General features: G+C 60.1%; 25 protein-coding genes and 1 pseudogene. 12 read left to right on the top strand and 14 right to left on the bottom strand.

Annotated elements, in window-relative coordinates; genetic code table 11:
- Both PMI11_RS07300 and PMI11_RS07295 read right to left on the bottom strand, forming a co-directional pair.
- Window positions 1–222 (bottom strand): annotated as a pseudogene (locus tag PMI11_RS07300) (sensor histidine kinase); the annotation flags it as partial.
- 153 nt (window positions 223–375) lie between these two features.
- A complete protein-coding gene (locus PMI11_RS07295; protein WP_007815038.1) occupies window positions 376–2,367 on the bottom strand; it encodes a methyl-accepting chemotaxis protein in 1,992 nt (663 codons plus the stop codon).
- Between the two features lie 454 nt (window positions 2,368–2,821).
- Here PMI11_RS07295 and rpmH point away from each other — a divergent pair, with 454 nt between their 5' ends.
- From rpmH to yihA, 4 genes are all read left to right on the top strand, one after another.
- A complete protein-coding gene (rpmH, locus tag PMI11_RS07290; RefSeq protein ID WP_016552555.1) occupies window positions 2,822–2,956 on the top strand; it encodes a 50S ribosomal protein L34 in 135 nt (44 codons plus the stop codon).
- A 22-nt stretch (window positions 2,957–2,978) separates the two neighbouring features.
- Window positions 2,979–3,380, top strand: a complete 402-nt coding sequence (rnpA, locus tag PMI11_RS07285; protein ID WP_007815037.1) for a ribonuclease P protein component — start codon at window positions 2,979–2,981, stop codon at window positions 3,378–3,380.
- Window positions 3,380–5,173, top strand: coding sequence for a membrane protein insertase YidC (gene yidC / locus PMI11_RS07280; RefSeq protein ID WP_007815035.1), 1,794 nt, complete (start codon window positions 3,380–3,382; stop codon window positions 5,171–5,173). The genes rnpA and yidC overlap by 1 nt, the downstream gene beginning before the upstream one ends.
- Before the next feature lie 129 nt (window positions 5,174–5,302).
- Window positions 5,303–5,956 (top strand): ribosome biogenesis GTP-binding protein YihA/YsxC, encoded by a 654-nt coding sequence (gene yihA / locus PMI11_RS07275; RefSeq protein ID WP_007815033.1) that lies wholly within the window; start codon window positions 5,303–5,305, stop codon window positions 5,954–5,956.
- A 44-nt stretch (window positions 5,957–6,000) separates the two neighbouring features.
- Here the strand turns inward: yihA and PMI11_RS07270 are convergent, their stop codons facing one another.
- The 3 genes from PMI11_RS07270 to PMI11_RS07260 all read right to left on the bottom strand — a co-directional run bounded on the left by PMI11_RS07270 (window position 6,001) and on the right by PMI11_RS07260 (window position 7,922).
- On the bottom strand, window positions 6,001–6,558 hold the full coding sequence (locus PMI11_RS07270) for a fasciclin domain-containing protein (RefSeq protein ID WP_007815030.1): 558 nt from the start codon (window positions 6,556–6,558) through the stop codon (window positions 6,001–6,003).
- Between the two features lie 111 nt (window positions 6,559–6,669).
- A complete protein-coding gene (locus PMI11_RS07265; RefSeq protein WP_007815028.1) occupies window positions 6,670–7,389 on the bottom strand; it encodes an anti-sigma factor in 720 nt (239 codons plus the stop codon).
- Window positions 7,386–7,922 carry a sigma-70 family RNA polymerase sigma factor gene (locus PMI11_RS07260; RefSeq protein ID WP_007815027.1) on the bottom strand — a complete coding sequence of 179 codons (537 nt, stop codon included), beginning with the start codon at window positions 7,920–7,922 and terminating at the stop codon, window positions 7,386–7,388. Before PMI11_RS07260 ends, PMI11_RS07265 begins: the two co-directional genes overlap by 4 nt.
- Before the next feature lie 170 nt (window positions 7,923–8,092).
- On the opposite strand from PMI11_RS07260, the gene argB reads away from it, so the two are divergent.
- Window positions 8,093–8,980 (top strand): acetylglutamate kinase, encoded by an 888-nt coding sequence (gene argB / locus PMI11_RS07255; protein ID WP_007815025.1) that lies wholly within the window; start codon window positions 8,093–8,095, stop codon window positions 8,978–8,980.
- Between the two features lie 31 nt (window positions 8,981–9,011).
- On the opposite strand, the gene PMI11_RS07250 is transcribed toward argB, so the two are convergent.
- Window positions 9,012–9,857, bottom strand: coding sequence for an oxidoreductase (locus tag PMI11_RS07250; RefSeq protein WP_007815018.1), 846 nt, complete (start codon window positions 9,855–9,857; stop codon window positions 9,012–9,014).
- Window positions 9,858–9,976: 119 nt separating this feature from the next.
- Here PMI11_RS07250 and PMI11_RS07245 point away from each other — a divergent pair, with 119 nt between their 5' ends.
- Window positions 9,977–10,894, top strand: coding sequence for a LysR family transcriptional regulator (locus PMI11_RS07245; protein WP_007815016.1), 918 nt, complete (start codon window positions 9,977–9,979; stop codon window positions 10,892–10,894).
- Here PMI11_RS07245 and PMI11_RS07240 read toward each other — a convergent pair.
- The 3 genes from PMI11_RS07240 to bchE are packed head-to-tail and all read right to left on the bottom strand — an operon-like array spanning window position 10,879 to window position 14,301.
- Window positions 10,879–11,649 (bottom strand): isocitrate lyase/PEP mutase family protein, encoded by a 771-nt coding sequence (locus PMI11_RS07240; RefSeq protein WP_007815014.1) that lies wholly within the window; start codon window positions 11,647–11,649, stop codon window positions 10,879–10,881. The genes PMI11_RS07245 and PMI11_RS07240 overlap by 16 nt on opposite strands.
- Entirely contained in the window at window positions 11,646–12,716 is a 1,071-nt protein-coding gene (locus tag PMI11_RS07235; RefSeq protein ID WP_007815012.1) for a bifunctional transcriptional activator/DNA repair enzyme AdaA, read from the bottom strand. Before PMI11_RS07235 ends, PMI11_RS07240 begins: the two co-directional genes overlap by 4 nt.
- Window positions 12,717–12,771: 55 nt before the next feature.
- Entirely contained in the window at window positions 12,772–14,301 is a 1,530-nt protein-coding gene (gene bchE, locus PMI11_RS07230) for a magnesium-protoporphyrin IX monomethyl ester anaerobic oxidative cyclase (protein WP_007815009.1), read from the bottom strand.
- A 187-nt stretch (window positions 14,302–14,488) separates the two neighbouring features.
- Between bchE and PMI11_RS07225 the strand changes: the two genes are divergently transcribed.
- Together PMI11_RS07225 and PMI11_RS07220 are read left to right on the top strand one after the other, a co-directional pair.
- The gene (locus PMI11_RS07225; protein WP_007815007.1) at window positions 14,489–15,196 is read left to right on the top strand and encodes a pyrimidine 5'-nucleotidase; all 708 of its coding nucleotides are present in this window, start codon (window positions 14,489–14,491) and stop codon (window positions 15,194–15,196) included.
- Between the two features lie 102 nt (window positions 15,197–15,298).
- Entirely contained in the window at window positions 15,299–15,928 is a 630-nt protein-coding gene (locus PMI11_RS07220; protein WP_007815005.1) for a calcium-binding protein, read from the top strand.
- Window positions 15,929–16,062: 134 nt separating this feature from the next.
- Here PMI11_RS07220 and PMI11_RS07215 read toward each other — a convergent pair whose 3' ends face one another.
- The gene (locus PMI11_RS07215; protein WP_007815003.1) at window positions 16,063–16,929 is read right to left on the bottom strand and encodes an LOG family protein; all 867 of its coding nucleotides are present in this window, start codon (window positions 16,927–16,929) and stop codon (window positions 16,063–16,065) included.
- A 195-nt stretch (window positions 16,930–17,124) separates the two neighbouring features.
- On the opposite strand from PMI11_RS07215, the gene dapD reads away from it, so the two are divergent.
- From dapD to PMI11_RS07200, 3 genes are all read left to right on the top strand, one after another.
- Complete coding sequence (gene dapD, locus PMI11_RS07210) at window positions 17,125–17,982, top strand: 2,3,4,5-tetrahydropyridine-2,6-dicarboxylate N-succinyltransferase (protein ID WP_007815001.1); 858 nt, start codon at window positions 17,125–17,127, stop codon at window positions 17,980–17,982.
- A gap of 102 nt (window positions 17,983–18,084) precedes the next feature.
- Window positions 18,085–19,278: a succinyl-diaminopimelate desuccinylase gene (gene dapE, locus PMI11_RS07205; protein ID WP_007814999.1), complete on the top strand. Its 1,194-nt coding sequence runs from the start codon at window positions 18,085–18,087 to the stop codon at window positions 19,276–19,278.
- A complete protein-coding gene (locus PMI11_RS07200) occupies window positions 19,265–19,861 on the top strand; it encodes a hypothetical protein (protein WP_007814997.1) in 597 nt (198 codons plus the stop codon). Before dapE ends, PMI11_RS07200 begins: the two co-directional genes overlap by 14 nt.
- A 59-nt stretch (window positions 19,862–19,920) precedes the next feature.
- On the opposite strand, the gene truA is transcribed toward PMI11_RS07200, so the two are convergent.
- The 4 genes from truA to PMI11_RS07180 form a co-directional block, all read right to left on the bottom strand.
- Window positions 19,921–20,727, bottom strand: coding sequence for a tRNA pseudouridine(38-40) synthase TruA (gene truA / locus PMI11_RS07195; RefSeq protein WP_007814994.1), 807 nt, complete (start codon window positions 20,725–20,727; stop codon window positions 19,921–19,923).
- Window positions 20,727–21,662 carry a methionyl-tRNA formyltransferase gene (fmt, locus tag PMI11_RS07190; RefSeq protein WP_007814991.1) on the bottom strand — a complete coding sequence of 312 codons (936 nt, stop codon included), beginning with the start codon at window positions 21,660–21,662 and terminating at the stop codon, window positions 20,727–20,729. The genes truA and fmt overlap by 1 nt, the downstream gene beginning before the upstream one ends.
- Window positions 21,663–21,759: 97 nt before the next feature.
- On the bottom strand, window positions 21,760–22,275 hold the full coding sequence (gene def, locus PMI11_RS07185) for a peptide deformylase (protein ID WP_007814989.1): 516 nt from the start codon (window positions 22,273–22,275) through the stop codon (window positions 21,760–21,762).
- A gap of 96 nt (window positions 22,276–22,371) precedes the next feature.
- Window positions 22,372–23,871, bottom strand: a complete 1,500-nt coding sequence (locus PMI11_RS07180) for a globin-coupled sensor protein (protein WP_007814987.1) — start codon at window positions 23,869–23,871, stop codon at window positions 22,372–22,374.
- A 193-nt stretch (window positions 23,872–24,064) separates the two neighbouring features.
- Between PMI11_RS07180 and PMI11_RS07175 the strand changes: the two genes are divergently transcribed.
- Window positions 24,065–25,285 (top strand): DNA recombination protein RmuC, encoded by a 1,221-nt coding sequence (locus tag PMI11_RS07175; protein ID WP_007814984.1) that lies wholly within the window; start codon window positions 24,065–24,067, stop codon window positions 25,283–25,285.
- Window positions 25,286–25,325: the final 40 nt, after the last annotated feature.

Genomic DNA, 25,325 nt, shown 5'->3' with positions numbered 1-25,325 from the left:
GGCGGCCGTATTCAGCCGATCCTCCAGCCAACGCACTCGCATGCTGGCGATCGAGGGAAAGAAGATCAGGATTTCCGCCAGCATAATGAAAAAAACGGTGAGCCAGAGCAGCTTGCCGGAGAGGCGGCTGAACATGCCGGCACGCGGATACGAACCCTTGGCAGCCTCACCGGCCGCGATGTTCTCCGCTTTGGAAGTCTCGCCCTGGTCTTGAACCGGCATCTCGTCTTGTCCGTGCGGCGAAAGGCCGCCATCAGAATGAGCTCTTATATTAGACGAGAATGCTCCGCTTTCAAATCTTTGCGAGGAGCGGCAAGTCGTCACAAACGAAAACGCCGCCCGCAGGCGGCGTTCCGATCCCGGTCATAAAGGCTATCAGAATTCTTCCCAGCTCTGCTCCGCAACAGCGGCATTGCCGCTGAAGGCGCGGGCGACGCGGCCGATAGCGCGGCGCGCCGGAGAGGCGACTGGCTGGTGATGCTGCTGGCGGGCAACGGCAACGGGCGCTTCGTTGGAAACCTTGAAGCGGGAGATGAGGCGCACGAGGCCATCGGCTTCGGCCGACAGCTTGTGGGTCGCAGCCGAGGTTTCTTCCACCATCGCGGCGTTCTGCTGGGTCACCTGGTCCATCTGGTTGACGGCGGTGTTGACCTCCTTGAGGCCGGTCGACTGTTCCTTTGCCGCCGTTGCGATCGAATGGATATGGTCGTTGATGGCGATGACCCGCGTCTCGATCTCCGAGAGCGCCTCGCCCGTCGCCTGAACCAGCTTGACGCCGACCTGCACCTCGTCGCCGGACTTGGTGATGAGCGCCTTGATATCCTTGGCGGCCGTTGCCGAGCGCTGGGCGAGCTCGCGCACTTCCTGGGCGACCACAGCGAACCCCTTGCCGGCTTCACCAGCGCGTGCGGCCTCGACGCCGGCATTCAGCGCCAGCAGGTTGGTCTGGAAAGCGATCTCATCGATGACGTTGATGATCTGACTGATTTCGCGGGAGGCCTGCTCGATACGACCCATGGCATCGACGGCGTTGCGGACCACGACGCCGGAGCGACCGGCATTGTCCTTCGCCTCGGAGACCATGACGGTCGCTTCCTGGGCGCGTTCCGTCGAATTCTGTACGACGGCGGTTATCTCGTCGAGAGCGGCGGAGGTTTCCTCAAGTGCTGCAGCCTGCTGCTCCGTGCGCTTGGAAAGGTCGTCGCTGGCGTTCCTGAGTTCGTTGGTATTGCCGTTGATCGCTTCCGTCGTCTCGCGCACCTCGCGCATGGTCGTCTGCAGCGTCACGAAGGTATTGTTGACGTTTTTCTGCAATTCGGCAAAAGCGCCCTGGAATTGACCGCGCATGGTCTGCGTCAGGTCGCCTTCAGCAAGGCTCGCAATGACGCGGCGGGTTTCATTGACGCCGGCATCGACGCTCGACAGCAGCGTGTTGATATTGCCGGCGAACTGGTTGAGGCTCTCGTCTTCATAATCCTTGTTGATACGGTGGCTGAAATCGCCGGCGGCAGCAGCGGCCACGACGACGGACATGCTGGACTGGAGGTCGTCGCTCTTTGCACGCATTGCCGCTTCCTGAGCGTTCATGCGCTGGATGACGAGGCCGTTTTCCTTGAAGACGGCGACAGCGGCGGCCATCTCGCCGATTTCGTCCTTGCGACCGGCGAAGGGCACTTCCGCCTGGAAATTGCCGTCTGCGACGTCCTTGATCGCCTGCGTCACCTTCTTGATCGGCCGGCTCAGATGGCTGGTGCCGATATAGAAGCCCATGCCGACGCCTGCTGCAATGCCGATGCCGGTGATGCTGAGCACCAGTGTCAGGATCCAGCTGCGGAAATCCTCGATCTGATTTTTGACGGCCGTCAGTTCGGCCTTATCGGTGTTGACGATCGCATCGATCTCGGCCTGGAAGGCCTTACGGTTGGCACGGTTGGCGTCGTTGTTGCCCTGCTCGTTGGCGGCCTGCGGGCTTACCTCCGTGCCGAGACGGACCGTTTCGCTGCGGAAGGTGCGGAATTCCTTGGCGCGATCAACGAGGTTGGTGAAGGAAGCCTTCTGGCTATCAGGCACAAGCGGCGCCCAACCGGCGATGACCTTGTCGATTTCATCCAGATCGGCCATCAGGCCCTTGGCGAAGGCCGGCGTCTGTTCCAGGCTCTTTGCAGCATAGATGCCGCGCGATTCCATGACGACGGCGGTGACGAAGCGGTTGAGGCGTTCGCCGGCGTAGGCGCGGGTCGCGGCATGCTCATAAGCAGTGAGGTTCGCGCTGTACTCGCTCATCGCCGACAGCGCGGTGGCACCGATCAGAAGCGCAACGCCACCCATGACGGAGACAAGAAGATTGATTTTGCCGCGAATTTTCACTGAACGCTCCCTCGCTTCGCACAATGGCTGGAAATCAAATTCCCAGCCGATGTACTGAAAGATCGAGTAAATTCGTTAATGTTGTATTTCGAATATTAACAATATCGACTACAAGAAATTACCCATATTTACTGTTGCACGCATTGGGCTTCGCCTCGAACCGAGCATCTTCGAGGAATAAAAGTTGCAGCTGAAAGCTTTCGGAAGCTTCTGGATGAAATATACAACTATATAGTGAATGGCCGAATTCGTTAACACCAGGGTGCGAAATCTTGCCATCCGCCCCGCAGCTCCGGGGAATCCGCCAGTCATAATTGACTTTGGCAGGCTTCATCCGTATAAGCCGCCGCACGTCCGGTCATTTCAGGTCTTTCATGACCTCGCCCGTTCGAAAAACCACGCTCCTTGCATTATGCAAATTCAAGAAGGGCCGCACTCCGCGGTGTTTAAATAAATGAAGCGTACCTATCAGCCCTCGAAGCTTGTTCGCAAGCGCCGCCACGGTTTCCGTGCGCGTATGGCCACTAAGGGCGGCCGCAAGGTCATCGTTGCTCGCCGCGCCCGCGGCCGCAAGCGTCTTTCGGCCTAAGGCCGGAATTGCCCGATAGAAAATGACGGGCGACTTGAAGACCAAAGAAGACAAACAGATTGTCGGGCGGCTCTTGAGCCGCCCGCAATTTCTTGCAGTCCGCGAAGGCGAAAAGCGCCGCGGCCCTCTCTTCCTTCTCGAGGTCCTGAACCGCAAGGAAGAAGAAAGCGAAGCCCGCGTCGGCTTCACAGTCACCAAAAAACACGGCAACGCGGTCGAAAGAAACCGCATGCGGCGACGCCTTAAAGAAGCGGTGCGGCTTCATGCAGGGTTTGCAATGCAGCCCGGACACGACTATGTGGTTGTCGCCCGCAGGGACGTCTTGACAGCGTCCTTCGATGAACTGGCCGCGGAACTGAAAGCCCGCGTGGAAACCAGGCCGAAACACCGGCGCCCGAAAGACGAGCGCCCCAGGAACGTATGATGCAAAACAACCGCAATTATTTCATTGCGATCGCTCTCTCGGTGCTGATCGTCCTTGGCTGGCAGTTCCTCTATATGAACCCGCGCATCGAGGCTCAGCGCAAGGCTCAGGAAGCCCAGAAGGCACAGCAGCAGACCGAGCAGACGCAGCAGCCTGCCGCCGGCGGCCAGAGCGCGCAGCCGAACGGCGCGGCTCCCACCGGTCAGGCCACGGCGACGGCGACCCGCGAGGAAGCTCTGGCAAAATCGCCGCGTGTTGCCATCGATACGGCCGCCCTCTCCGGCTCCATCAACCTCGCCGGTGCGCGCCTCGACGACCTGAGGCTGAAGGCCTATCACGAGACCGTCGACAACTCGAGCCCGATCATTACGCTGTTCTCGCCGGCTGAAACCAAGGACGGCTATTTCACCGAGTTCGGCTATATCGGTACCGAAGCGACAGGCGCCGTTCCCGGCCCGTCTACCATCTGGACCGCGCCTGAAGGTGCGAAGCTCACCGAAAAGACGCCGGTGACGCTGACCTACACCAATGACAAGGGCCTGACCTTTACCCGGACGATTTCCGTCGATGACCGGTACATGTTCACGGTCGTGGACAAGATCACCAATAGCGGCGACGCCGCCGTATCGTTGTCCAATTATGGCCGCGTGACGCGCTACAACAAGCCGACGACGCCTTCGGTCTACGTGCTGCATGAGGGCTTCCTCGGCGTGCTCGGCGCCGGCAGCGGCATTTCCGAGAGCAAGTACACGGCGATCGAGAAGGAAAACCAGTCAAACCCGACGGTCACCGGCGGCTGGATCGGCATTACCGACAAATATTGGGCCGCGGCTCTCATCCCGAGCCAGACCGTTCCCTTCGATTCCCGTTTCTCGCATTTCACGGACGGTCAGCCGCGCTACCAGGCCGATTTCAAGGGTGAAGGCCTGTCGATCGCTCCCGGAGCGACGGTCGACGTCACTAACCTCGTCTTTGCCGGCGCCAAGGAAGTGCCTGTCGTCGATGAATATGAAGCGAAATATTCCATCCCGAACTTCGATCGCCTGATCGACTGGGGCTGGTTCTGGTTCCTCACGCAGCCGATGTTCAAGCTGATGGACTTCTTCTTCCGCTACTTCGGCAATTTCGGCGTGGCGATCCTCTGCACGACCATCGTCGTCAAGGCGCTGTTCTTCCCGCTCGCCAGCAAGCAGTACGCTTCGATGGCGAACATGAAGCGCATGCAGCCGAAGATGGAAGAGCTGAAGGCCAAATTCGGCGACGACCGCATGGGCCTGCAGCAGGCGACGATGCAGCTCTACAAGGAAGAGAAGATCAACCCGATCGCCGGCTGCTGGCCGGTTGCGCTGCAGATTCCGATCTTCTTCTCACTCTATAAGGTGATCTACATCACCATCGAGATGCGGCATGCACCGTTCTTCGGCTGGATCAAGGACCTTTCGGCACCCGATCCGACGACGATAGTCAACCTCTTCGGCCTGCTGCCCTTCGAAGCACCGGCCTTGCTGCATCTCGGCGTCTGGCCGCTGATCATGGGTGTCACCATGTTCGTGCAGATGCGCATGAACCCGACCCCGCCGGATCCGACGCAAGCGATGATCTTCAACTGGATGCCGCTGGTCTTCACCTTCATGCTTGCAAGCTTCCCGGCAGGCCTCGTGATCTACTGGGCCTGGAACAACACGCTCTCGGTCATCCAGCAGTCGGTCATCATGAAGCGCCACGGCGTGAAGATCGAGCTCTTCGACAATCTGAAGGGCCTGTTCAAGCGAAAACCGGCGCCATCGAAATAGTCGAAAAGCCCTGCTTCGGCGGGGCTTTTTGTTTCGGGCCGCAGAAGCGCTCAGCCGTGCGAACCTTGACAATACGTCTTAAAAACATGAAGCCGGTTTCATTACGAACCCGGAGATTGCAGAATTCATATGACTGAAATCGCAAAGCCGCTCTTCGGCCACCCCTGGATATTCATCCGCGGCGTGCCTTCCATGAAATTCCTTCCGCCGGAAGGCCCCCTGGAAGTCGCTTTCGCCGGCCGGTCGAATGTCGGCAAATCATCGCTGATCAACGCGCTGGTCGGTCAGAAAGGTCTGGCGCGCACCTCCAATACGCCGGGACGTACGCAGGAGCTCAACTACTTCGTTCCGGACGGCTATTCCGGCGAAGGCAACGACCTGCCGCCGATGGCGCTGGTCGATATGCCGGGCTATGGCTATGCACAGGCGCCGAAGGAGCAGGTGGATAACTGGACAAAGCTCGTCTTCGACTATTTGCGCGGCCGCTCGACGCTGAAGCGCGTCTATGTGCTGATCGACAGCCGCCACGGCATTAAGAAGAACGACGATGACGTGCTGACGCTGCTCGACAAGGCGGCCGTCTCCTACCAGATCGTGCTGACCAAGACAGACAAGATCAAAGCGCCTGCCGTGCCAAAGCTGTTGGCCGAAACATCGGAGAAGATCCGCAAGCGTCCCGCCGCTTATCCGGCTGTGCTTTCCACCTCCTCGGAAAAGAACGAAGGATTGGACGAGCTGCGGCAGGCGATTGCCGAAACGGTCGGCGTCAGCAACTGGAAATAAAAAGAGGCGCCCAGAAGGGCGCCTCAGACAGCCGGTATTTGAATTTACATCTTCGGCAGCAGCACTTCGTCGACGACGTGGATGACGCCGTTCGACTGTTTGACGTCGGCGATGGTGACGTGGGCGACACCGCCATTTTCATCCGTCAGCGTGATCTTGCCCATGCTTTCCTTTGCCTTGAGCACGCAGCCGCCGACCGTTTTGATGTCGTGCTCGCCGCCGTCGTCCTTGATCATCTTGGCGACGGTCTTCGACATGGCATCGGCGGCAACGACATGGCAGGTCAGAATCTTGACGAGCTTGCCCTTGTTTTCCGGCTTCAGCAACGTAGCGACAGTGCCTTCCGGCAGGGCAGCGAAGGCTTCATTGGTCGGCGCGAAGACGGTGAAAGGCCCCTTGCCTTCCAGCGTGCTGACAAGGCCGGCTGCCTTCACGGCAGCAACCAGGGTGGTGTGATCCTTGGAATTGACGGCATTCTCGACGATGTTCTTGTTCGCATACATCGCAGCACCGCCGACTATCGGGTTCTTTGCCTGAGCAGCGAATGCGATAGCGGAAAAGGTGGCGGCGAGCGCTGCAGCACGCAATGCGGACTTGATCATGATTTTTCTCCTCTGCATCCGGTCGCAGCCGCCGGCTTTATGCCTTGCGCCGCCCGGATATCAGTAACTACGGAAGGCGCTGCAGAAGAGTTTCAGGACAATGATTTTATTTTACGGCCTGTGGATCGAACCGCTGGCGATTACGGGGCCTGACGGCTGATGTGTGGGCGAACCGCCGAATGGCTCCAGGCTGACGGCCAGCGTCACGCCATCGGAAATCTGGCTGCGCATATCGGTGGGGATCAGCAATTCGCCGTTCATGCCCGGTCGGAAAACGCCGAGAGAGTGAGGCGTCCCGCTACCCGGTACGAGCCATAGCTCCAGAGACTTCTCCTCCGGCTTGCCAGCCGCAACCGGCACGATCTTCAGCCGGCCGCTCTGGATATCGTAGGAGGCCGTCAGATTGACTTGATTGTTCTGTCCCGAGAGGTCCGCCACCAGCGGCGGCGATGCCGGAGGCTGGGGCACGAGACCGGAGGCAAAGGCGATGACACCCAAGGTGACCGCAAGCGAGGCAAATGTCAGCGAGCGCCAGAAACCGGCGGAGTTCCAGAGGCCGTGCGAAAAACGCGGCTCACTTTCGGCATTGGCGAAGAGGCGCGCCTCGATCTGCTTGAAGGTCTCGTGGCTTGGCGCGGCCGTGCCATATTCATCGTTGAAGCTGGAAAGGTTGACCTCCCAGCGGCTGACGATGGCGGCAAACGGCCGGTCGCGGCGCATGCGCTCCTCGACGATCCTGCGATCCTGAAGGGAGAGGACGCCCAGCACATATTCGCCGGCGAGAACCTCATCCCGGGAGCGGTCTCCCTTACTTTTGTCGGGCGATGTCATCGTTCCATGCACTCTCTCAGTTTCAGCAGGCTGCGTCTTAGCCATGTCCTCACCGTGTTCAGCGGGACACCAAACTGATCGGCCAGTTCCTGATAGCTCAGCCCTTCGACATAAGCCCGTTTCACCGCGACCGCACGATCAGCTTCCAACTCTTCCATGCAGGTGTCAATCCGCCTTCCTTCATCCTTAATCACGACTTGCGCTTCAGGATCGGGACCAGCATCGGCAAGATCGAACGCTTTGTCGATTTCGTCGGCGACCGGCTTGCGCGCCCGCAACGCATCGATCGACTGATTGCGGGCAATTGCCGCAAGCCAGGCGACCGATGTCGAGGAGCCAGCCGTAAAGGCACCGGCGCGCTGCCATATCTTGATATAGACCTCCTGAAGCACCTCTTCCGCCTCGTTCCTGCTTCCAAGAATACGAAGGCAGATCGCCAGAAGTTTCGGACTGGTCTGGTTATAGAGCGCGGCAAAGGCCTTGCGGTCGCCAAGCGCTACCCGGCCGAGTAAATCTGCAAAATCCCCAGTCATGGCGCCCTCGAATGAACGATTTCCGGTACGGTAGTTTCAGTGCGATAGTTTCAATATGCGCTGGCACGTTCCCAGGTCGGCCTTAGATACGAAAAACTATTGCGTGCCGGATTATTCCCTCTGTCAAAAACTTGAGATAAAAGGCCGCGATCAATTCCACGGGGTCCCCCATGAACGAGTCCGAAAGCGAAATCCAGGCACGTCTTCTCGCCCAGGCGCTGCCCTTCATGCAGCGCTACGAAAACAAGACGATCGTCGTGAAGTACGGTGGCCATGCCATGGGCAATCCCGAGCTCGGCAAGGCCTTCGCCAGCGATATCGCCCTTTTGAAGCAGTCCGGCGTCAACCCGATCGTCGTGCATGGCGGTGGTCCGCAGATCGGCGCGATGCTGACGAAGATGGGTATCGAATCCAAATTCGAAGGCGGCCTGCGCATTACCGACCAGAAGACGGTCGAGATCGTCGAAATGGTGCTTGCCGGCTCGATCAACAAGGAAATCGTTGCGCTGATCAACCAGACCGGCGAATGGGCAATCGGCCTTTGCGGCAAGGACGGCAACATGGTCTTTGCCGAAAAGGCCCGCAAGACCGTCAAGGACCCCGATTCCAACATCGAGCGCGTGCTTGATCTCGGCTTCGTCGGCGAAGTTGTCGAAGTCGACCGCACGCTGCTCGACCTTCTCGCCCGCTCCGAGATGATCCCGGTCATCGCGCCGGTTGCTCCGGGCCGCGACGGCGCGACCTACAACATCAACGCCGACACTTTCGCGGGCGCCATCGCCGGCGCGCTGAACGCTACCCGCTTGCTGTTCCTGACGGATGTGCCCGGTGTGCTCGACAAGCAGGGCAAGCTCATCAAGGAGCTTTCCGTCGCCGAAGCGCATGCGCTGATTGCCGACGGCACGATTTCCGGCGGCATGATCCCGAAGGTCGAAACCTGCATCGACGCCATCAAGGCGGGCGTGCAGGGCGTCGTTATCCTGAACGGCAAGACGGCCCATTCCGTGCTGCTCGAAATCTTCACCGAGCACGGCGTCGGCACGCTGATCGTACCCTGATCGAAAAAGGCGCCCTTCCGGGCGCCTTTTCTTATGCTTCGGCAAAGCTCGTCGAGAGCGTCAGGTCTTCCCAGGCATCGATTTCAGCACTCAGGCTCTTCAGCTTGTCGCGAACAAGCGTCAGCGCATCGGCGCCGAGCAAGAGATGCACGGGCGGGTTTTCAGCCTCGACCAGCGCCAATACGGCGGCGGCCGCTTTGCGAGGATCGCCTGCCTGTTTGCCGCTCTTTTCCTCGCGGCCCCTGCGGATAGGATCGAAGAGCGAATCATAGTCGGCGATGCTCCTGTCGGTGCGGATCATCGATCGTCCGGCCCAGTCGGTGCGGAATGAGCCGGGAGCGACCGCCGTGACTGCGATGCCGAACGCCTTCACTTCCTTCGCCAAAACCTCGCTGATGCCTTCGAGCGCAAATTTGCTGCCGCAATAATAAGCGATGCCCGGCATGGTGATGAACCCGCCCATCGATGTGATGTTGATGATGTGACCGGCCCGCCGCCGGCGCATGAACGGCAGAACGGCCTTCATCATTCCGACGGCGCCGAAGACATTGACCTCGAATTGCCGGCGCATCTCCTCGATCGGCGATTCCTCCAATGTCCCCTCGTGCCCGTAGCCGGCATTGTTGATGAGAACGTCCACCGGGCCGATTGCTCTCTCGATACCAGCGACGGCCGGTTCGATTGCTTCGATATCGGTAACGTCCAGGCGGACCGCCATTGCACGACCCGGCGCCAAGCTCTCGAACAGGGCTGCAGCTTCCTCATCCCTCACGGTTCCCACCACGCGATGCCCCTTCTCCAATGCGGCCTGCGCAAAGGCGCGGCCAAAGCCCGAGCTGACGCCGGTAATGAGAAACTGCTTTTCGATTGAACTCATCTTGAACTCCTGTCCTAGCGTAACCGTCACATAGAGGCGGCTCGTTCCGTCATGTGGCGGTGCAGGAGAGGTAGTTCCAATATATTGCACAGGTGAATACGATACTTTAAAAGTATCACATGGAGCTTCGTCATCTTCGCTATTTCATTGCTGTCGCAGAAGAACTCAATTTCACGCGCGCCGCGCGGAAGGTCGGCATCGGCCAGCCGCCACTCAGCAACCAGATACGTGATCTTGAAAACGAGATTGGCGCACCCCTTTTCCGCCGCCTGTCGAACGGTGCGGAACTGACGGAGGCAGGCGGTGCTTTCCTGCCGGAAGCCCGGGCGATTTTGCTTCAGGCGGAACAGGCCAAACAATCCGCCCTCCGGGCGGCGCGCGGCCAGAGCGGGCGGCTGCGGGTCGGCTTCACCAGCTCTGCGGTGTTCAATCCGGTCGTGCCCGCCATCGTGAACGCCTTTCGCGAGAAATATGCAGCCGTCAAATTCAGCCTAGAGGAGGCGCCTACCACGCAACTGCTGGAGCGGCTCGATGGGGAAGAGCTAGACGCTGTCTTTATCCGCCCAGGTAGTGGTGATGAGTTGCAGGTTCGATGTCAGCTGCTGGCCGAAGACCCAATGGTCATCGTGGTTCCGGTAAAGCATCCGCTGTCCGAGATGCGGACATTGCGCCTCGACGCGCTGGCCCGAGAAAGCTTCGTTCTCTTTCCACGCGAGGCGGGTGCGGGCTTCTTCGACGATATCATGGCCGCATGCCGGCGAGCGGGATTTGAACCACAGCTCGGCCAGTCGGCGCCGCAGATCACCTCGATCGCCAGCCTGATCGCAGTTGGTCTCGGCGTCTCGATCGTCCCGGCGGACATGACGAAGATCAATGTTCCCGGCGTTCGCTACATTGCAATTGCGGGCGAAGCACCGACAGCACGGTTGGCGCTCGCCACCCGGCGTGACGAGCGCTCTTCCATCATTCGAAATTTCATAGCTCAGGCCATCGCCACACAGAAAAGCTTCGCCAACAATAATCAGATCGCCGAATAGATCGCGGCCGCGGCTTCTTTCAGCTTTTCCATCATGGCCCGATACGGGCCGGGTCCATAGCTGATGCGCGAAACACCAAGCCTTGCGAGGGCCGCCGGATCGGGCGCACCCGCCTTCATCATGATATTGACCGGCAGCGTGGATGCAGCGCAGACTTTTTCGATCAAGGCCGGTTCAATCAGGCCCGGCACGAAGAAGCCGCTGGCGCCTGCCGCCGCATAAGCCTTGCCGCGCTCGATCGCCGCATCGACCAACCCTGCGTGCCTGGAGCCGTCACCTTCCTGAAGGAAGAGATCGGTGCGGGCGTTGATGAAGAAATCGATACCCCGTGCCTTGGCCATTTCCCTGATCGCGCGGATGCGTGCTGCTTGCGCTTCGATGGGATGAAGGCCGGTCTCGCCGACGCGCTGGTCCTCGAAATTGATCCCTACGGCGCCGGTCTCGATGAGCTTTGCGACATTGGCCGCGGCACCGGCGGGTTCCGTGGAATAGCCGCCTTCGAAATCAACCGAGAGCGGCAGGTCGTTGACGGCCGTGATCGAGCGCGCCGTCTCGATAAGCACATCCATTGGCAGCTTCTGGCCGTCGCCATAACCATTGGCTGCCGCGACGGACCAGCTTCCAGTCGCGAGTGCCTTCGCACCGGCCTCCGTCACAGCCTTGGCCGTTCCGGCATCCCAGATGTTGTAGAGAATAAGGGGATTGCCCTTGCGATGCAGCGTGCCGAAAAACTCGGCCTTCTCAATCTGGTTCATGCTGTCCTCTCCATCTTATGTGCACTGATTTTTTCCTCGTGCCGAAGCAGCCATTGCTTGCGCCAGAGCCCGCCGCCATAACCCGTCAATGAGCCGTCCGCGCCGAGGACGCGATGGCAAGGCACGATGATCGCGAGTTGGTTGGCGCCGTTGGCGCGGCCGACGGCACGCACCACCTCCGGCCTTTCCATCTCTCTTGCGAGATCGCCATAGGGGCGCGTCTGGCCGACGGGAATTTCGATAAGCTTTGCCCAGACATGCTTTTCGAAGGGCGTGCCGCCAAGTGCCAGCGGCGTCTTGAATGTGGTTAGCCGCCCTTCGAAATAGTCCCTGATCTCCGTTTCGATCTGGTCGATAACAGGCGTGCGACCGATCGCGACCGAGGAGCGGACACGCTTCTGCAGCGCTTCGAGTTCGGTCGGTAAAGCCTTGCGGTCGTGAAATTCGAGGAGATGTAGATGCGTCTTGTCGGCGACTGCTATCATCGGCCCGAGCGGTGTGTCGAACCAGTCGGCAAAGAGCAGTTCGCGGTTTTGCGAAAGCGCCGGCGCCTTCCCGACCAGCCGCTGGAAAGCCGCTCGGAAGCCGCTTCCCGATTCATATCCCGCTTCGAATTGCACGTCGATGACGCGGGCGCCATCGGCGAGCTGCCGGGCCGCCTCGCCCAACCGCCGATAACGGACGATATCGTGAAAGGTCATGCCGAGCGCTCGCTTGAAAGCGCGGCGGACGGTCGATGGATCATATCCCCTGCGCACAAGCTCGTCTTCGGTCCAGCGCACCTCCGGTTCGCTGTCGAGCCGCGCCAGCAGCATGTCGACGATCGGCTCGCGGCCCGGCTGTTCCAGCGGCTTGCAGCGCTGGCACGGGCGGAAGCCCGAATGCATGCAGGCGGCGATCGTGTCGAAGAAGATGGTGTTTTCCCGCTTCGGCTTGCGCGCCGGGCAGGTCAGACGGCAGAAGATGCCTGTCGTCTTCACGCAGACATAGGCCTGGCCCTCATAATCGGCGCTGCGCGCGATCAGGGCATCATAAAGCGTGTCATCATCGGGGCGTTGGAAAAGCATGTCCGCTTTCTAGCACTCCGCGCCTGTGTCGTCCGCCGAAAATCGGGCGTCTATTTTATTCCGCAGCGTCGAGGCTCTTCACATGCCGCTGCGGGCGCAGCATCGATTCCTCCTCCGCATCCTGCGGCGCGCCCCAGAATGTCTCAAGCGTCGGACCTTCCTTGAGATGGCGGCGGCGGAAGAGGAATTCGCGGATCTCGTGGAACCAGACGCGGCGGCCCATCTGCGTGTACCAGCGCATGGAATGGCGCTGTTCCGGATCGCGATGAAAAAGGATGCGCAGCAGCGCCTTCGGGCGCGCCTGGACCGCGACCTCGATCAGCTTGACGCAGGCGACCAGCACGATCGGGTTGAGATACCGCATCTTCAGGACCTGATGCTTGTAGTCCCATTTGCGGATATCGGTCTCGATTACCTGCCGCTCGCGAGCGATGCGGAAGAAGGGCGTCCAGCGATGCGGCGTCACATAGAGCGCCTGGATCTGGTCGGGATCATAGGAGAGCAACTGCCGGAAGCCGCGCCAGAGATCACTCAGCCTCTCCTCCTCGAAACCAACGACCCAGGTCGCCATGGAGAGGATATCGTGCTGGCGCAAAAGGCGGATCGCTTCCCGGTCGGTCGCCTTGGCGCCGCCCTTCTTGATCAGGGCAAGCGTCGCCTCATCGGTGTTTTCCATGCCGAGCAGCCAGCGCACGACACCCGCCCTTCGGTAGAGGTGCAGGATATCGGCATCGCGGACGATATCATCCGCCCGCGTCGAACCGACGATCTGCACCGGCACATTCTCGGCAATCATCGCTTCGAGGAAGGCCAGCCAGGCTTTTCGCGAGGATGTCGGGTTCTCGTCGGCGAGATTGATGAGCTCGACGCCCTCTTCGCGATAGAGCCGTGCAATCTCCCGGGCGAAAAGCTCCGGCGAACGATGACGCCAACGGGTCCAGAAACCACGCTGGCCGCAATAATTGCAGAGATGCGGACAGCCGCGGGAAAACTGCATGACGACGGCACGCTTGCCGCCCCAGTAGCTATAGTTGCGATGGTCGATCAGTTCCCAGCCGACGCGATAAGCATCGAGATCGGCGATCGCCTGTGCCGGCTGCGTTGCCAGGATTTCACCGTGGCCATCGCGAAAGGCGATTCCGGGGATGGTCGCGGGCGGGCGGTTCGTCGCCAGGGCATCGGCTAGGCGCCGCATGGTTTCCTCGCCCTCGCCGCGCACGAGGATATCGAATGCCTCGGTCTCGGCCAGCACCTCTCGCCAGTGATAGGTCGGGAACACGCCGCCATAGATGATGGAGATTTTGGGATCGCCGCGCTTGATAGCTTCTGCGATCACGCGGGCTGTGGGATGCGCCGACGTCGAGCCGGAATGGCCGATCAGCACCAGATCGGGACTGTCAGCCACCACTCGGCTGACAATGTCTGCAACCGTCATCGGCCCGAATTCTGCATCGATGAGCCTGACGGCGTGACCATCGTCGATCAGCGGACCTCCAACCGAAAGAAGCCCGAGCGGTGGAAGATGATCATCGGGAATACGGCTGCCGATTGCGGTATGCGGCGGGTTTATCAGAACAATCTTCATGCGACTTCACCCTTGCGGGTCCCCCTGTCTGACGCAGGCGGAGGTCACCAGCGATCGATGGCGAAAGTCAGCCAAAATCTCTCTGAAGTTGTGAAAATCTGGCGGCATTTTTGGGAGAACCTTGGCAGGCAGGAGCTGCAAGCAAAAGCCTTTGGTTTCCCGCGGCGACCATGCCATAAGGGCGGCTATGACAAAGATCGACCGCACACCTACCAAAAACGATTTCGAGCATGTGACCGAATGGGTCTTCGACCTCGACAACACGCTCTATCCGCATCACGTCAATCTCTTCGCGCAGATCGACAAGAACATGACGGCCTATGTCTCGGCGCTCCTGCAAATGGAGCAGGAGGAGGCCCGGAAGCTGCAGAAGCAGTACTACTACGATCACGGCACGACGCTGCAGGGGTTGATGATCCATCACGGGGTGGATCCCAACGACTTTCTCGAAAAGGCGCATGCGATCGATTATTCGGCGCTCACCCCGCAGCAGGACCTTGCCGATGCGATCAAGGCCCTGCCAGGCCGTAAGTTCATCTTCACCAACGGCAGCGTCCAGCATGCACAGGCGACGGCCGGTGCGCTCGGCATCCTCGACCATTTCGACGACATCTTCGATATCGTCGCGGCCGACTATCTGCCGAAGCCGGCACAGGCGACCTACGACAAGTTCACGGCGTTGAAGAAGGTCGAGACGGGCAAGGCTGCGATGTTCGAGGATCTGCCGCGCAATCTCACCGTACCGAAAGCGCTCGGCATGCAGACCGTTCTGCTCGTGCCGCGCAATCTGGAAGAGACTGTCGTCGAATGGTGGGAGAGAACGAGCGGCGAGGACGACCACATCGATTTCGTCACCGACGATCTCGCTGATTTCCTGAAGAAGATTACGACCTAACTTACCAAAGCTTCATCCATCTTACAGATGTTTAACTGGGCCGTGGCAGGGTTCGGTCCTACCTTTCGTATCGAGGGACATCCTACGAAAGGACGCACTGACATGTACCGCAACAAGCTTATCCTGACGGCGCTTTCCTCTGTTCTTCTTCTCGGCGCAGCCGCCGGGGCCAGCTTCGCAGCACCAGGCGATCAGGCTGATCATCCAGGCCACCATGGAAAAATGGAGCATGGCATGATGGGCGGTCCGCGTGGCGCGGCCTTCCGCGAAATCCTCTTCGTGCGCATGCTGAAACAGTTCGACACGAACAAGGACGGGCAGATTACCAAGCAGGAGGCGACCGATGGCATGGAGAAGATCTTCGCCGCCATCGACACCAACCATGACGGCTCGCTGACGCCAGGCGAAATCCGCGCGTACCGCGAAGCACAGTTCAAGGCGCGTCGTGAAGCGGTCTCGGCCAAGCAGGGCGATGCGGATCAGAATGTGGCGCCGCAGGCAGGCGACGACAAGGACCATGGCCGTCACGGCCACGACGGCCACCACTGGATGCATGACAATGCCCGCTTCATGGCAATCACCATGATGATGGGGCGTATCGACACCGACCAGAACGGCCAGATCAGCAAGCAGGAAGCGGAAACCGCCTTCAACAAGTTCTTCGATCGCATGGACCGCAACAAGGACGGCGTGATCTCGATCGACGACATGCCTGACCAGCCCTTCCTTTGAAGGGAATAATAAAGCGTTCCCTGGATATCGCGAGGGGTTTGCCCCTCACTCGAAGCCCTCTTCCCGTCCACGGGAGGAGGGGTTTTTCATTTGTGCCGGGCGTAAAGCCGCTGACCAGTTTGGCTTGAACTGCTCTATTCGCGGTGCTCGTAGAAATCCTGCACGATCTTCCATGCCTCATCGGCGGTATCAACGAAGCTGATGAGGTTCACGTCCTCAGGCGCGATCGTCCCGAATTCGGCAAGAGCCTCGAAATTGATGATGCTGTGCCAGAATTTCGAGCCGAAGAGCAACAGTGGGATGCGCTCCATACGGCCGGTCTGGATCAGCGTCAGGCATTCGAAGAATTCGTCCAGCGTGCCGAAGCCGCCGGGGAAGACTGCGACCGCCTTGGCGCGCACCATGAAATGCATCTTGCGAATCGCGAAATAATGGAAGTTGAAGCTGAGCTCGGGCGTCACATAGGCATTCGGTGCCTGCTCGTGCGGCAGCACGATGTTGAGGCCGATCGAAGGGGCTCCCTCATCCGCCGCACCGCGGTTTCCCGCCTCCATGACGCCGGGGCCACCACCGGTAACGACGACATATTCATGGAAATCGAAACCGGCTGCATAACGCGAGCAGAGGCGGGCGAATTTGCGAGCTTCGTCGTAGTAGACCGATGCAGCTTCGAGGTTTGAACGCTGGGTCTCGTTGCGGGCTGCCCAGGCGCTCTGGCCGGGGGCCGGAATGCGGGCGCCGCCAAACATGACGACGGTCGATTTGATGCCGCGCTCGGCCATCATCATCTCGACTTTCAGGAGTTCGAGCTGCAGGCGGATCGGGCGCAGCTCCTCGCGGCAGAGGAAATCCTCATCCACATAGGCAAGGCGATAGGCCGGCGAGAGCGTCTGCGGCGTCTTCGGAACCGCTTCCGCGCGCTGCCTGTCGCTCGAACTGCTCTTCAACGGATCCCAGACGCCGTCCTTGCGCCGTCCACCGCCGTTTCTTGCCTTTGCCATATCGAAATGCCTTTCAGTATCACCGGTCACAAGTGATCGGATATGTCGCTATAACGCCTTGAATCCAGATATGATCTTGTCCGAAAAATCATTCCATTTTACGGGCGCATGCTGTAGATCGGGTTACAGCCCGCCAACCGCAATTCCGGAGACTCCGCTGTCTCCACGATAAAGATCGAAGTTTAAGGAATTCCCATGAGCGCCATCGACCTCGCATCCCTCGAAAAGACCGTCGAAACTGCCTTCGACAATCGCGACAATGTGAACACGTCGACCAAAGGCGAGGTCCGCGATGCGGTCGAGGCGGCTCTTAACCTGCTCGACGAGGGCAAGGCACGTGTGGCCGAGCGCGGCGCCGACGGCACCTGGAAGGTCAATCAGTGGCTGAAGAAGGCGGTGCTGCTGTCTTTCCGCCTTAATGACATGGAAGTCGTCAAGGGCGGTCCCGGTCAGGCAACCTGGTGGGACAAGGTGCCATCGAAGTTCGAAGGCTGGGGCGAAAATCAGTTCCGCGCCGCCGGCTTCCGCGCCGTGCCGAATGCGGTCGTGCGCCGCTCAGCCTATATCGCTCCTAACGCCATCCTGATGCCGTCCTTCGTCAACCTCGGCGCCTATGTCGGCGAAGGCACGATGGTCGACACCTGGGCCACCGTCGGTTCCTGCGCGCAGATCGGCAAGCATGTGCATCTCTCGGGCGGCGTCGGCATTGGCGGCGTTCTGGAGCCCATGCAGGCCGGCCCGACGATCATCGAGGATAACTGCTTCATCGGTGCGCGTTCGGAAGTCGTCGAAGGCTGCATCGTACGTGAAGGCTCGGTGCTCGGCATGGGCGTCTTCATCGGCAAGTCGACCAAGATCGTCGACCGCGCTACCGGCGAGATCAGCTATGGCGAAGTACCGCCCTATTCGGTCGTCGTTGCGGGCTCGCTGCCATCAGACAAGACGATGGCAAACGGCCAGCAGGCGCCTAACCTCTATTGCGCCGTGATCGTCAAGCGCGTCGACGAGAAGACCCGTTCCAAGACGGGCATCAACGAACTGCTCCGAGATTGATGACAGCCCGATATTGATTCGGTAAACAATCGGCGTCTTTTAGGCGAGGCGGCCTCACGCCTTGCCACGCCTTTGCCATTCCCACCGGATAATTCGACCGCCATGACCGCCACGAATCCTGTTGCCAATCTTCAGACCCTGATCCGCTGCCCGTCCGTGACGCCCGCAGAAGGCGGCGCGCTTTCCGCGCTGGAAGCGATGCTGTCCCCGCTCGGTTTCAAGGTCGACCGAGTGGTTGCGAAGGAAGCTGGCACGCCTGATGTCGAGAACCTCTATGCCCGCCTCGGTAGCGAGGGGCCGCATCTGATGTTTGCAGGCCATACCGATGTGGTGCCCGTCGGTGACGAAGGTGCCTGGACGCATCCCCCCTTTGCCGCCGAGATCGCCAATGGCGAGCTGTTCGGCCGCGGCTCGGTCGATATGAAGGGCGGCATTGCCTGCTTTGCCGCCGCCGTTGCCCGGCATGTCGAAAAGCATGGCGCACCGAAGGGCTCGATTTCCCTCCTGATCACAGGTGACGAGGAAGGCCCGTCGATCAACGGGACGATCAAGCTGTTGCAGTGGGCGGCGGAGCGCGGCGAGACATGGGATGCCTGCGTCGTCGGTGAGCCAACCAATCCGAACAAGCTCGGCGACATGATCAAGATCGGCCGGCGCGGTTCTCTGTCCGGCAAGATCGTCGTGCACGGCGTGCAAGGGCATGCGGCCTATCCGCATCTTGCCGATAATCCGGTGCGCGGCATGCTGCAACTGACCCAGGCGCTCATGGATCCGCCCTTCGACGCCGGCACCGACAATTTCCAGCCGTCCAACCTCGAAGTGACAACCATCGATGTCGGCAATCCGGCAACAAACGTCATTCCGGCCAGGGCCTCTGCGAGCTTCAACATCCGCTTCAACGACACCTGGACGGCCGATACGCTGCGAGCTGACATCATCCGGCGCCTCGATGCGGCAGCTGCGGACGGTGCATTGCGGCCGGATCGCGAGCCGGTGAAATATGAGATCATCTGGGCCGACCGCCCGAGCCATGTTTTTCTGACGCGCAACAATGCGCTGATCGCCTCGCTGTCCTCGGCGGTCGAGACCGTCACAGGCGCATCGCCGGCGCTGTCGACCACAGGCGGCACCTCGGATGCGCGCTTCATCAAGGATTATTGCCCGGTCGTGGAATTCGGCCTTGTCGGCCAGACCATGCACATGGTCGACGAACGGGTCGCCGTTGCGGATCTGGAGACGCTGACGGCGATCTACGAGACCTTCATTGAGCGTTGGTTTGAGAATGCCGGGCTTTAGAGAGGTCCAATATTATCTCGCCGGCATCTGGTTGCTGATCAAGCTCGATCCGCGCGGTTTTCGCTTCCTCGACATATCGGATCGCGGGGTCAACCGATCCTTCTGGGCGATCATCTGGTGCCTGCCGCCAACGGGAATCACCTGGCTTACGTTACGCAACGGCTATCTAAGATCGATGCCGCCAGAGGCTGATGTCGGGTTTACCTTCTATTTCCGGCTAGGGCTGATCGAACTCAGCAGCTGGATCGTGCCGCTGATCTTTGCTGGCCTGCTATTGTTTGCCTTGCGCATGGGGGAGCGTTTCGCGCCTGTCATCGTCAGTGTCAATTGGCTCAGCGTGCCACTCGCTTACATCAATGGATTGCTGCTGGCGCTTGTCTTTTTCATGCCAGGTTCAATCGACATCGTACGATTGCTGCTCCTAGTTAATGCGCTCGCACAAATCTTCGCGCTGGCGCGTGTTCTGCGGATGATCTGCCACGGGCAAGTTCTAACGGTCGGCGGGCTCACTTTGGCGCTTATGGTGCCGCCGATGATAGTGTCAGAATATCTGTTCAACTTCCTCGGCGTCTCTCCGGGGTAATCGGTTGACGACTTCACCCTCTTCCTTGGCGAAGATCCTGATACGCGCCGTAGGCCGGATTACGATAGATCGTCGTCGTTATCGTTTTCATCGGCCTGTTTGCGCCGGTCGATGATCACCTCCGGATAATCCACCTGCATGAAATAGAGCCCGTCGGGCGGCGCTACGGGGCCGCAGGCCTTACGGTCGCGCGCGTCCAACGCTGCCCGTACATCGTCAGGTGTCCACTTGCCCTCTCCCGCGAGCTTCAGCGTTCCTGCAAAGGAGCGAATCTGGTTGTGCAGGAAGCTCTGGGCGGTGGCACGGATCTCGATCAGTTCGCCGCTACGGGTCACATCCAGCCGATCGAGGGTGCGCACAGGGCTGTTTGCCTGGCAGTGAGCCGAACGGAAAGTCGAGAAATCATGCTTGCCGACGAGCGTCTGGGCTGCGGCATGCATGACCTCGTGATCCAATATCTTAGGCACCCACCAGGCCTTGCCCGCTTCCAGCGCCAACGGAGCGCGGCGGCTGATGATGCGGTAGAGATAGTGCCGGCGGAGTGCGGAAAAGCGGGCGTCGAAGAATTCGCTCGCGGTCTCGACATCAAGGATCGCCACTTTCTCACCCGCAAGCTTCAGATGGGCATTCAGTGCATTCTGCAGCTTGAAGGGCGACCAGTCCTTCGAAAGGTCGGCATGGATGACCTGCCCCATGGCGTGGACGCCGGAATCGGTGCGGCCCGCGCCGCGGACGGACACGGTATCGCCGCTTGCCGAGAAAATCGCCTTTTCGATCGCGCCCTGCACCGAGGGTCCGTTGTCCTGTCGCTGCCATCCGACATAGGGGCCGCCGTCATATTCGACGATCATGCGGTATCGCGGCATCAGACGAGCCTCGTGCCCGCAGCAAGCGGCGTGCCGCGCAGGAAGTCGGCTGCGGCGAGCGGTTTGCCGCCGGCCTTCTGAAGCTTCGTGAGGCGGACGGCGCCCGCCCCGCAGGCGACGACGAGACCATCGGTCAGAAGTGCACCGGCTGCGCCCTCACCCGCCGCAAGTTCGGAGCCGAGCACCTTGACGCGCTCCGCCTTGCCATTGCTTTCGAGTTCGAACCAGGCGCCCGGGAAAGGTGCGAGGCCGCGGATATGGTTATGAACGTCCTTGGCGTCGCGGCTGAAATCGATACGCGTTTCCGCCTTGTCGATCTTGGCGGCATAGAGCACACCTTCGGCCGGCTGCGGGGTCAGCGGCAGATCGTCCATCTCCAGCTTGACCATGGCCTCAGCCATCGCCTTTGCGCCTGTTTGCATCAGGCGGTCGTGCAGTTCGCCAGCAGTCATGTTCGGGCCGATCTCGACTTCGCGGGTCAGCGCGACATCGCCGGTATCGAGGCCCTTGTCCATCTTCATGACCATCATGCCGGTCTTCTCGTCGCCGGCCATGATCGCCCGCTGGATGGGAGCAGCACCGCGCCAGCGCGGCAGCAGCGAGGCATGGCCATTATAGCAGCCGTAACGCGTGCCGGTCAGGATGGCCTCGGGCAGCAGCAGGCCATAGGCAACGACGACGCCGACATCGGCACCCAGCGCACGGAAGCGCTCACGCTCTTCAGGATCTTTAAAATTGACAGGCGTAAAGACCGGCAGGCCGAGCAGCTCGGCCGCCTGATGTACTGGCGACTTCTGGAGGTCGAGCCCGCGCCGTCCGCCCGGCCGCGGCGGCTGAGTATAGACAGCCACGATCTGATGGCCGGCTTCGACGAGCAGGCGCAGCGTCGGGACGGAAAAGTCGGGCGTTCCCATGAAAACGATACGAAGAGACATTCTATCTCGCCAATTGAGGATCAACCGTCTTCAAACGGGTTTACGGGCTCACAATCAAGCCCGCTCGAAATCATTCGTACGCACCGCTGCGGGTCGCTCAGAGTACCTTGGACTTGGCAGCCTTGGTGAACTTCTTGATGACCATTTCGCGCTTCAGCCGCGAGATATGATCGATGAAGAGCACGCCATTCAGGTGGTCGATCTCGTGCTGGAGGCAGGTCGCCAGGAGACCGTCGGCCTCCACGCTCTGTTCCTTGCCTTCGCGGTCCAGATATTTGACGGTGACCTTCGCGGGACGTTCGACTTCCGCATAATAGTCGGGAATGGAAAGGCAGCCTTCCTCATAGACGGAACGGTCATCCGAGGAGCTGACAATCTCCGGATTGATGAAGACGAGCGGCTGCTTTTCCTCGCCTTCCTTCGAAAGATCGATGACCAGCATGCGGCGCGGAACGCCGACCTGGATTGCGGCAAGGCCGATGCCCGGTGCGTCATACATGGTTTCCAGCATATCGTCCGTAAGGCGCTGGAGATCGGCGTCGACCCGCTCGATCGGCTTGGAAACCTGACGGAGAACGGGATCGGGAAGAATGATGAGTGGCTTGATGGTCATGGCGTTCCCATAACCCATCTTTTCAAACTAGGGAATTATCCGCCGGGCAGGGATTGCGGTTTTTTGCAGCGCCTGCCCGGATTTTGCCTGGATTTTTCAGGCCGCGCGGCGGGCAGTACCGGCAACCTGCCGACCTTCGGCGCGAGCGCGGAAACGCTGCAGCAGTTCGATGAGGTTCTCGACCCCATCCTTCAGCCTGCGGGTCTCGGCAGACGTACGCTCGACCATGCCGGAATTCTGCTGGGTGATCGTGTCCATGTTGCGGATCGCCACGCTCACCTCGTTGACGCCGGTCGCCTGATCGCGGGCGGCAGCCGCAATATCGGCAACGAAGCTGTTGATGATGTCGATACGGCTGATCATGTCGCTTAGCGCCTCGCCGGTGCTGCTGACAATGTTGACGCCCTCGTTCACCTGTGTCGAGCTTTCGGAGATCAGGTTCTTGATCGCCTTGGCGGCATCGGCCGTGCGCTGGGCAAGCTGACGGACTTCCTGCGCGACCACAGCAAAGCCCTTGCCGGCATCACCGGCGCGCGCAGCTTCGACGCCGGCATTCAGTGCCAGCAGGTTGGTCTGGAAAGCGATCTCATCGATGACGCCGATAATCTTGGCGATTTCGGTGGAGGACTTCTCGATACCCGCCATGGCCGAAACGGCGCTGGTGACGAGTTCGCCGGAATTCTTGGCTTTCTCCTGCGTTTCGCGCACGGCGCCGGACGCCTTTTCGGCGTTGGCGGCGGTTTGACTGACGCTGACGGAGAGCTGCTGCAGCGCAGCCGAGCTTTCTTCGACGCCAGCCGCCTGCTGCGCTGTGCGCAAGGCGAGGTCGTCCGTCGCCTTGGACATCACATCGGCACCTTCGAGAATGTGGCCGGACGTGGTGCGGACAGACGTGAAAGATTCGCGAAGAGCGTTGACGGCCCTGTTATAGTCTTCGGCCATTTGGCGAAAATTCCCGGGCAGATCGGAGGGAAGCGTTGCTTCGAGGTCGCCGCGCGACAGTGCTTCGAGGCCGCGGCGCAGATGTTCCAGTGCCAACGCCTGATCGGCTTCTGAGCGGGTGCGTTCTTCTTCCAGCGCGCGGCGCTTTTCCTCGAGCGCTTCCAGATAGACGGAGATGGAATAATCCATGTCGAGCATCGCCGCCTTGATGACGGCGGTCAGCTTTTCGGCAAGCGCCTTTCCCTGCTGGCGGGCAAAGAGCGATGGCCACTGCTTTTCCATGAGGCCGCGGACGAGCTCCGACATGACAAGCGCATAGCCGCCGATATACCAGCGCGGCTCTAGGCCGATGCGGGCATGGGTGCGGCCGACGGCCGTAACACCATTCACATAGCTCTCGTCGAAATTGCCGCCCGAAAGGTTGCCCCAATGTTCCTGCTGGCGCTTCTTGGCATGGCCCATATGGGCCTTGTTGGAGAAGAAACCTGCGACCGCCGGGGTCTTGGCAAGCTTGCCGTAGAACTTGTCGAGTGCGCCGCCGAGAAGCTCCGAGATCGCCGGTCGCAGCTCCCGCAGGTTCTTGCGCGCCTCATCGTCAAGCTCAATGAAGTCAAGGCGCTGCCTGAGGGCATTGTCGGTCTGGTGGGAAGTCATGGGGGATCTCTATCTGGCGCGAATGCGGAGGGAAATTGCAGCGCCAGATTTGGCGAATATGGTTTAGCAATCGTTAAGTGCGCGCCTGATTTTTCTTCCGTTACAGCAAATTAGCGTCATTCGCATTGGTGATATGGCGTGGATTGTTCACGTTTTGATCTGGATATTGCCGCTTATTTTGTTATGGTGCAGCATGACCATGACATCCGACTCACTCACCATTTCCCTGCCGATACTGAGCCCCGGCGTGCTTGCCCTTGCTGGCGGCGCTCTCGCCGTTCTCATTCTCGTGACAATCGTGTTTGCCTTTCGCAATGCCAGCATCCGTCGCGAAGAGGCGGAGGAGGCCAATCTTCGCGCCGCCGAAAGCGAGGCGCGCATGGCTGAGCTTCTGAAAATCCAGGCGGAGATGCAGGGACGTATCTCGACCATGACGGAGGTCTTCGGTGCACGGCAGGCCGAGCTCAATCACGCGATCAATCAGCGGCTTGACGGCATGTCACAGCGCATGAGCTCGACGCTGACCGAGCAAACGAAATCAACACATGACAACCTGCAGAAGCTGCAGGAGCGCCTGGCGGTGATCGATGTTGCCCAGAACAATATCCAGACGCTCGCCAAGGATGTCGTCGGGCTGCAGGCTATTCTTTCCAACAAGCAGACGCGTGGGGCTTTCGGCCAGTCGCGTATGGAAACGATCGTCGCCGATGGCCTGCCGATGGGCGCCTATGCCTTCCAGCAGACGCTTTCCAACGGCTCGCGACCGGACTGCACGATCAGAATGCCGAATGGGGCACCGCCGCTCGTCATCGATGCCAAATTTCCGCTCGAGGCGTGGAACGCGATCCGCGATGCAGGCGGCGCGGATGCCGGTAAGCTTGCCGGCCAGCAGTTTCGCCGTGACATGGAAGTTCACATCAAGGATATTTCCGAGAAATATCTGATCCAAGGCGAGACGCAGGAGACGGCTTTTCTCTTCGTTCCCTCGGAATCGATCTTCGCTGAAATTCACGAAAATTTCGAAGGGATCGTGCAGAAGGCGCACCGTGCGCGCATCGTTATCGTCTCGCCTTCGCTCTTGATGCTGTCAATCCAGGTCATTCAGGCCGTGCTGAAAGACCAGCGCATGCGGGCGCAGGCGCATGTCATTCAGGGAGAAGTCGCCCTCCTCATGGACGATCTCGGCCGGCTCGACGAGCGTGTACGTAAACTGCAGGGACATTTTTCCCAGACGCAACGCGACGTGGACCAGATCATTACCTCGGCGGACAAGCTCACCAAGCGCGGCGCGAAGATCGAAGCGCTGGAGTTCGAAGGCGGCGACAGCAAGCCGGCCCGCGAGAACGAGCCGGTGGCGAAATCCGTCGAAAGCCGAACTGGATTGCTCAAGCTCAGGGTGGTTGACGAGGAGTGATCGCTTCGGCAGTGTCGCGGCCCGAAGCAAGGGACGGACA

Origin of the sequence: Rhizobium sp. CF142 (assembly GCF_000281145.1) — a bacterium.
GTDB lineage: Bacteria > Pseudomonadota > Alphaproteobacteria > Rhizobiales > Rhizobiaceae > Rhizobium.
Note: the sequence above shows the minus strand (reverse complement) of the source record. Positions and strands in the feature narration are given on the sequence as shown.

Coding starts and splice junctions, on each gene's coding strand:
- PMI11_RS07235 (WP_007815012.1), bottom strand. CDS start 12,716: ATGCTTTTCCAACGCCCCGATGATGACACGCTTTATGATGCCCTGATC.
- PMI11_RS07240 (WP_007815014.1), bottom strand. CDS start 11,649: ATGAACCAGATTGAGAAGGCCGAGTTTTTCGGCACGCTGCATCGCAAG.
- PMI11_RS07215 (WP_007815003.1), bottom strand. CDS start 16,929: ATGGCAAAGGCAAGAAACGGCGGTGGACGGCGCAAGGACGGCGTCTGG.
- PMI11_RS07265 (WP_007815028.1), bottom strand. CDS start 7,389: ATGACATCGCCCGACAAAAGTAAGGGAGACCGCTCCCGGGATGAGGTT.
- rpmH (WP_016552555.1), top strand. CDS start 2,822: ATGAAGCGTACCTATCAGCCCTCGAAGCTTGTTCGCAAGCGCCGCCAC.
- PMI11_RS07180 (WP_007814987.1), bottom strand. CDS start 23,871: ATGACTTCCCACCAGACCGACAATGCCCTCAGGCAGCGCCTTGACTTC.
- fmt (WP_007814991.1), bottom strand. CDS start 21,662: ATGTCTCTTCGTATCGTTTTCATGGGAACGCCCGACTTTTCCGTCCCG.
- yidC (WP_007815035.1), top strand. CDS start 3,380: ATGCAAAACAACCGCAATTATTTCATTGCGATCGCTCTCTCGGTGCTG.
- def (WP_007814989.1), bottom strand. CDS start 22,275: ATGACCATCAAGCCACTCATCATTCTTCCCGATCCCGTTCTCCGTCAG.
- PMI11_RS07225 (WP_007815007.1), top strand. CDS start 14,489: ATGACAAAGATCGACCGCACACCTACCAAAAACGATTTCGAGCATGTG.
- bchE (WP_007815009.1), bottom strand. CDS start 14,301: ATGAAGATTGTTCTGATAAACCCGCCGCATACCGCAATCGGCAGCCGT.
- argB (WP_007815025.1), top strand. CDS start 8,093: ATGAACGAGTCCGAAAGCGAAATCCAGGCACGTCTTCTCGCCCAGGCG.
- yihA (WP_007815033.1), top strand. CDS start 5,303: ATGACTGAAATCGCAAAGCCGCTCTTCGGCCACCCCTGGATATTCATC.
- rnpA (WP_007815037.1), top strand. CDS start 2,979: ATGACGGGCGACTTGAAGACCAAAGAAGACAAACAGATTGTCGGGCGG.
- PMI11_RS07200 (WP_007814997.1), top strand. CDS start 19,265: ATGCCGGGCTTTAGAGAGGTCCAATATTATCTCGCCGGCATCTGGTTG.
- PMI11_RS07245 (WP_007815016.1), top strand. CDS start 9,977: ATGGAGCTTCGTCATCTTCGCTATTTCATTGCTGTCGCAGAAGAACTC.
- PMI11_RS07220 (WP_007815005.1), top strand. CDS start 15,299: ATGTACCGCAACAAGCTTATCCTGACGGCGCTTTCCTCTGTTCTTCTT.
- PMI11_RS07270 (WP_007815030.1), bottom strand. CDS start 6,558: ATGATCAAGTCCGCATTGCGTGCTGCAGCGCTCGCCGCCACCTTTTCC.
- PMI11_RS07260 (WP_007815027.1), bottom strand. CDS start 7,922: ATGACTGGGGATTTTGCAGATTTACTCGGCCGGGTAGCGCTTGGCGAC.
- PMI11_RS07175 (WP_007814984.1), top strand. CDS start 24,065: ATGACCATGACATCCGACTCACTCACCATTTCCCTGCCGATACTGAGC.
- dapE (WP_007814999.1), top strand. CDS start 18,085: ATGACCGCCACGAATCCTGTTGCCAATCTTCAGACCCTGATCCGCTGC.
- truA (WP_007814994.1), bottom strand. CDS start 20,727: ATGCCGCGATACCGCATGATCGTCGAATATGACGGCGGCCCCTATGTC.
- PMI11_RS07250 (WP_007815018.1), bottom strand. CDS start 9,857: ATGAGTTCAATCGAAAAGCAGTTTCTCATTACCGGCGTCAGCTCGGGC.
- dapD (WP_007815001.1), top strand. CDS start 17,125: ATGAGCGCCATCGACCTCGCATCCCTCGAAAAGACCGTCGAAACTGCC.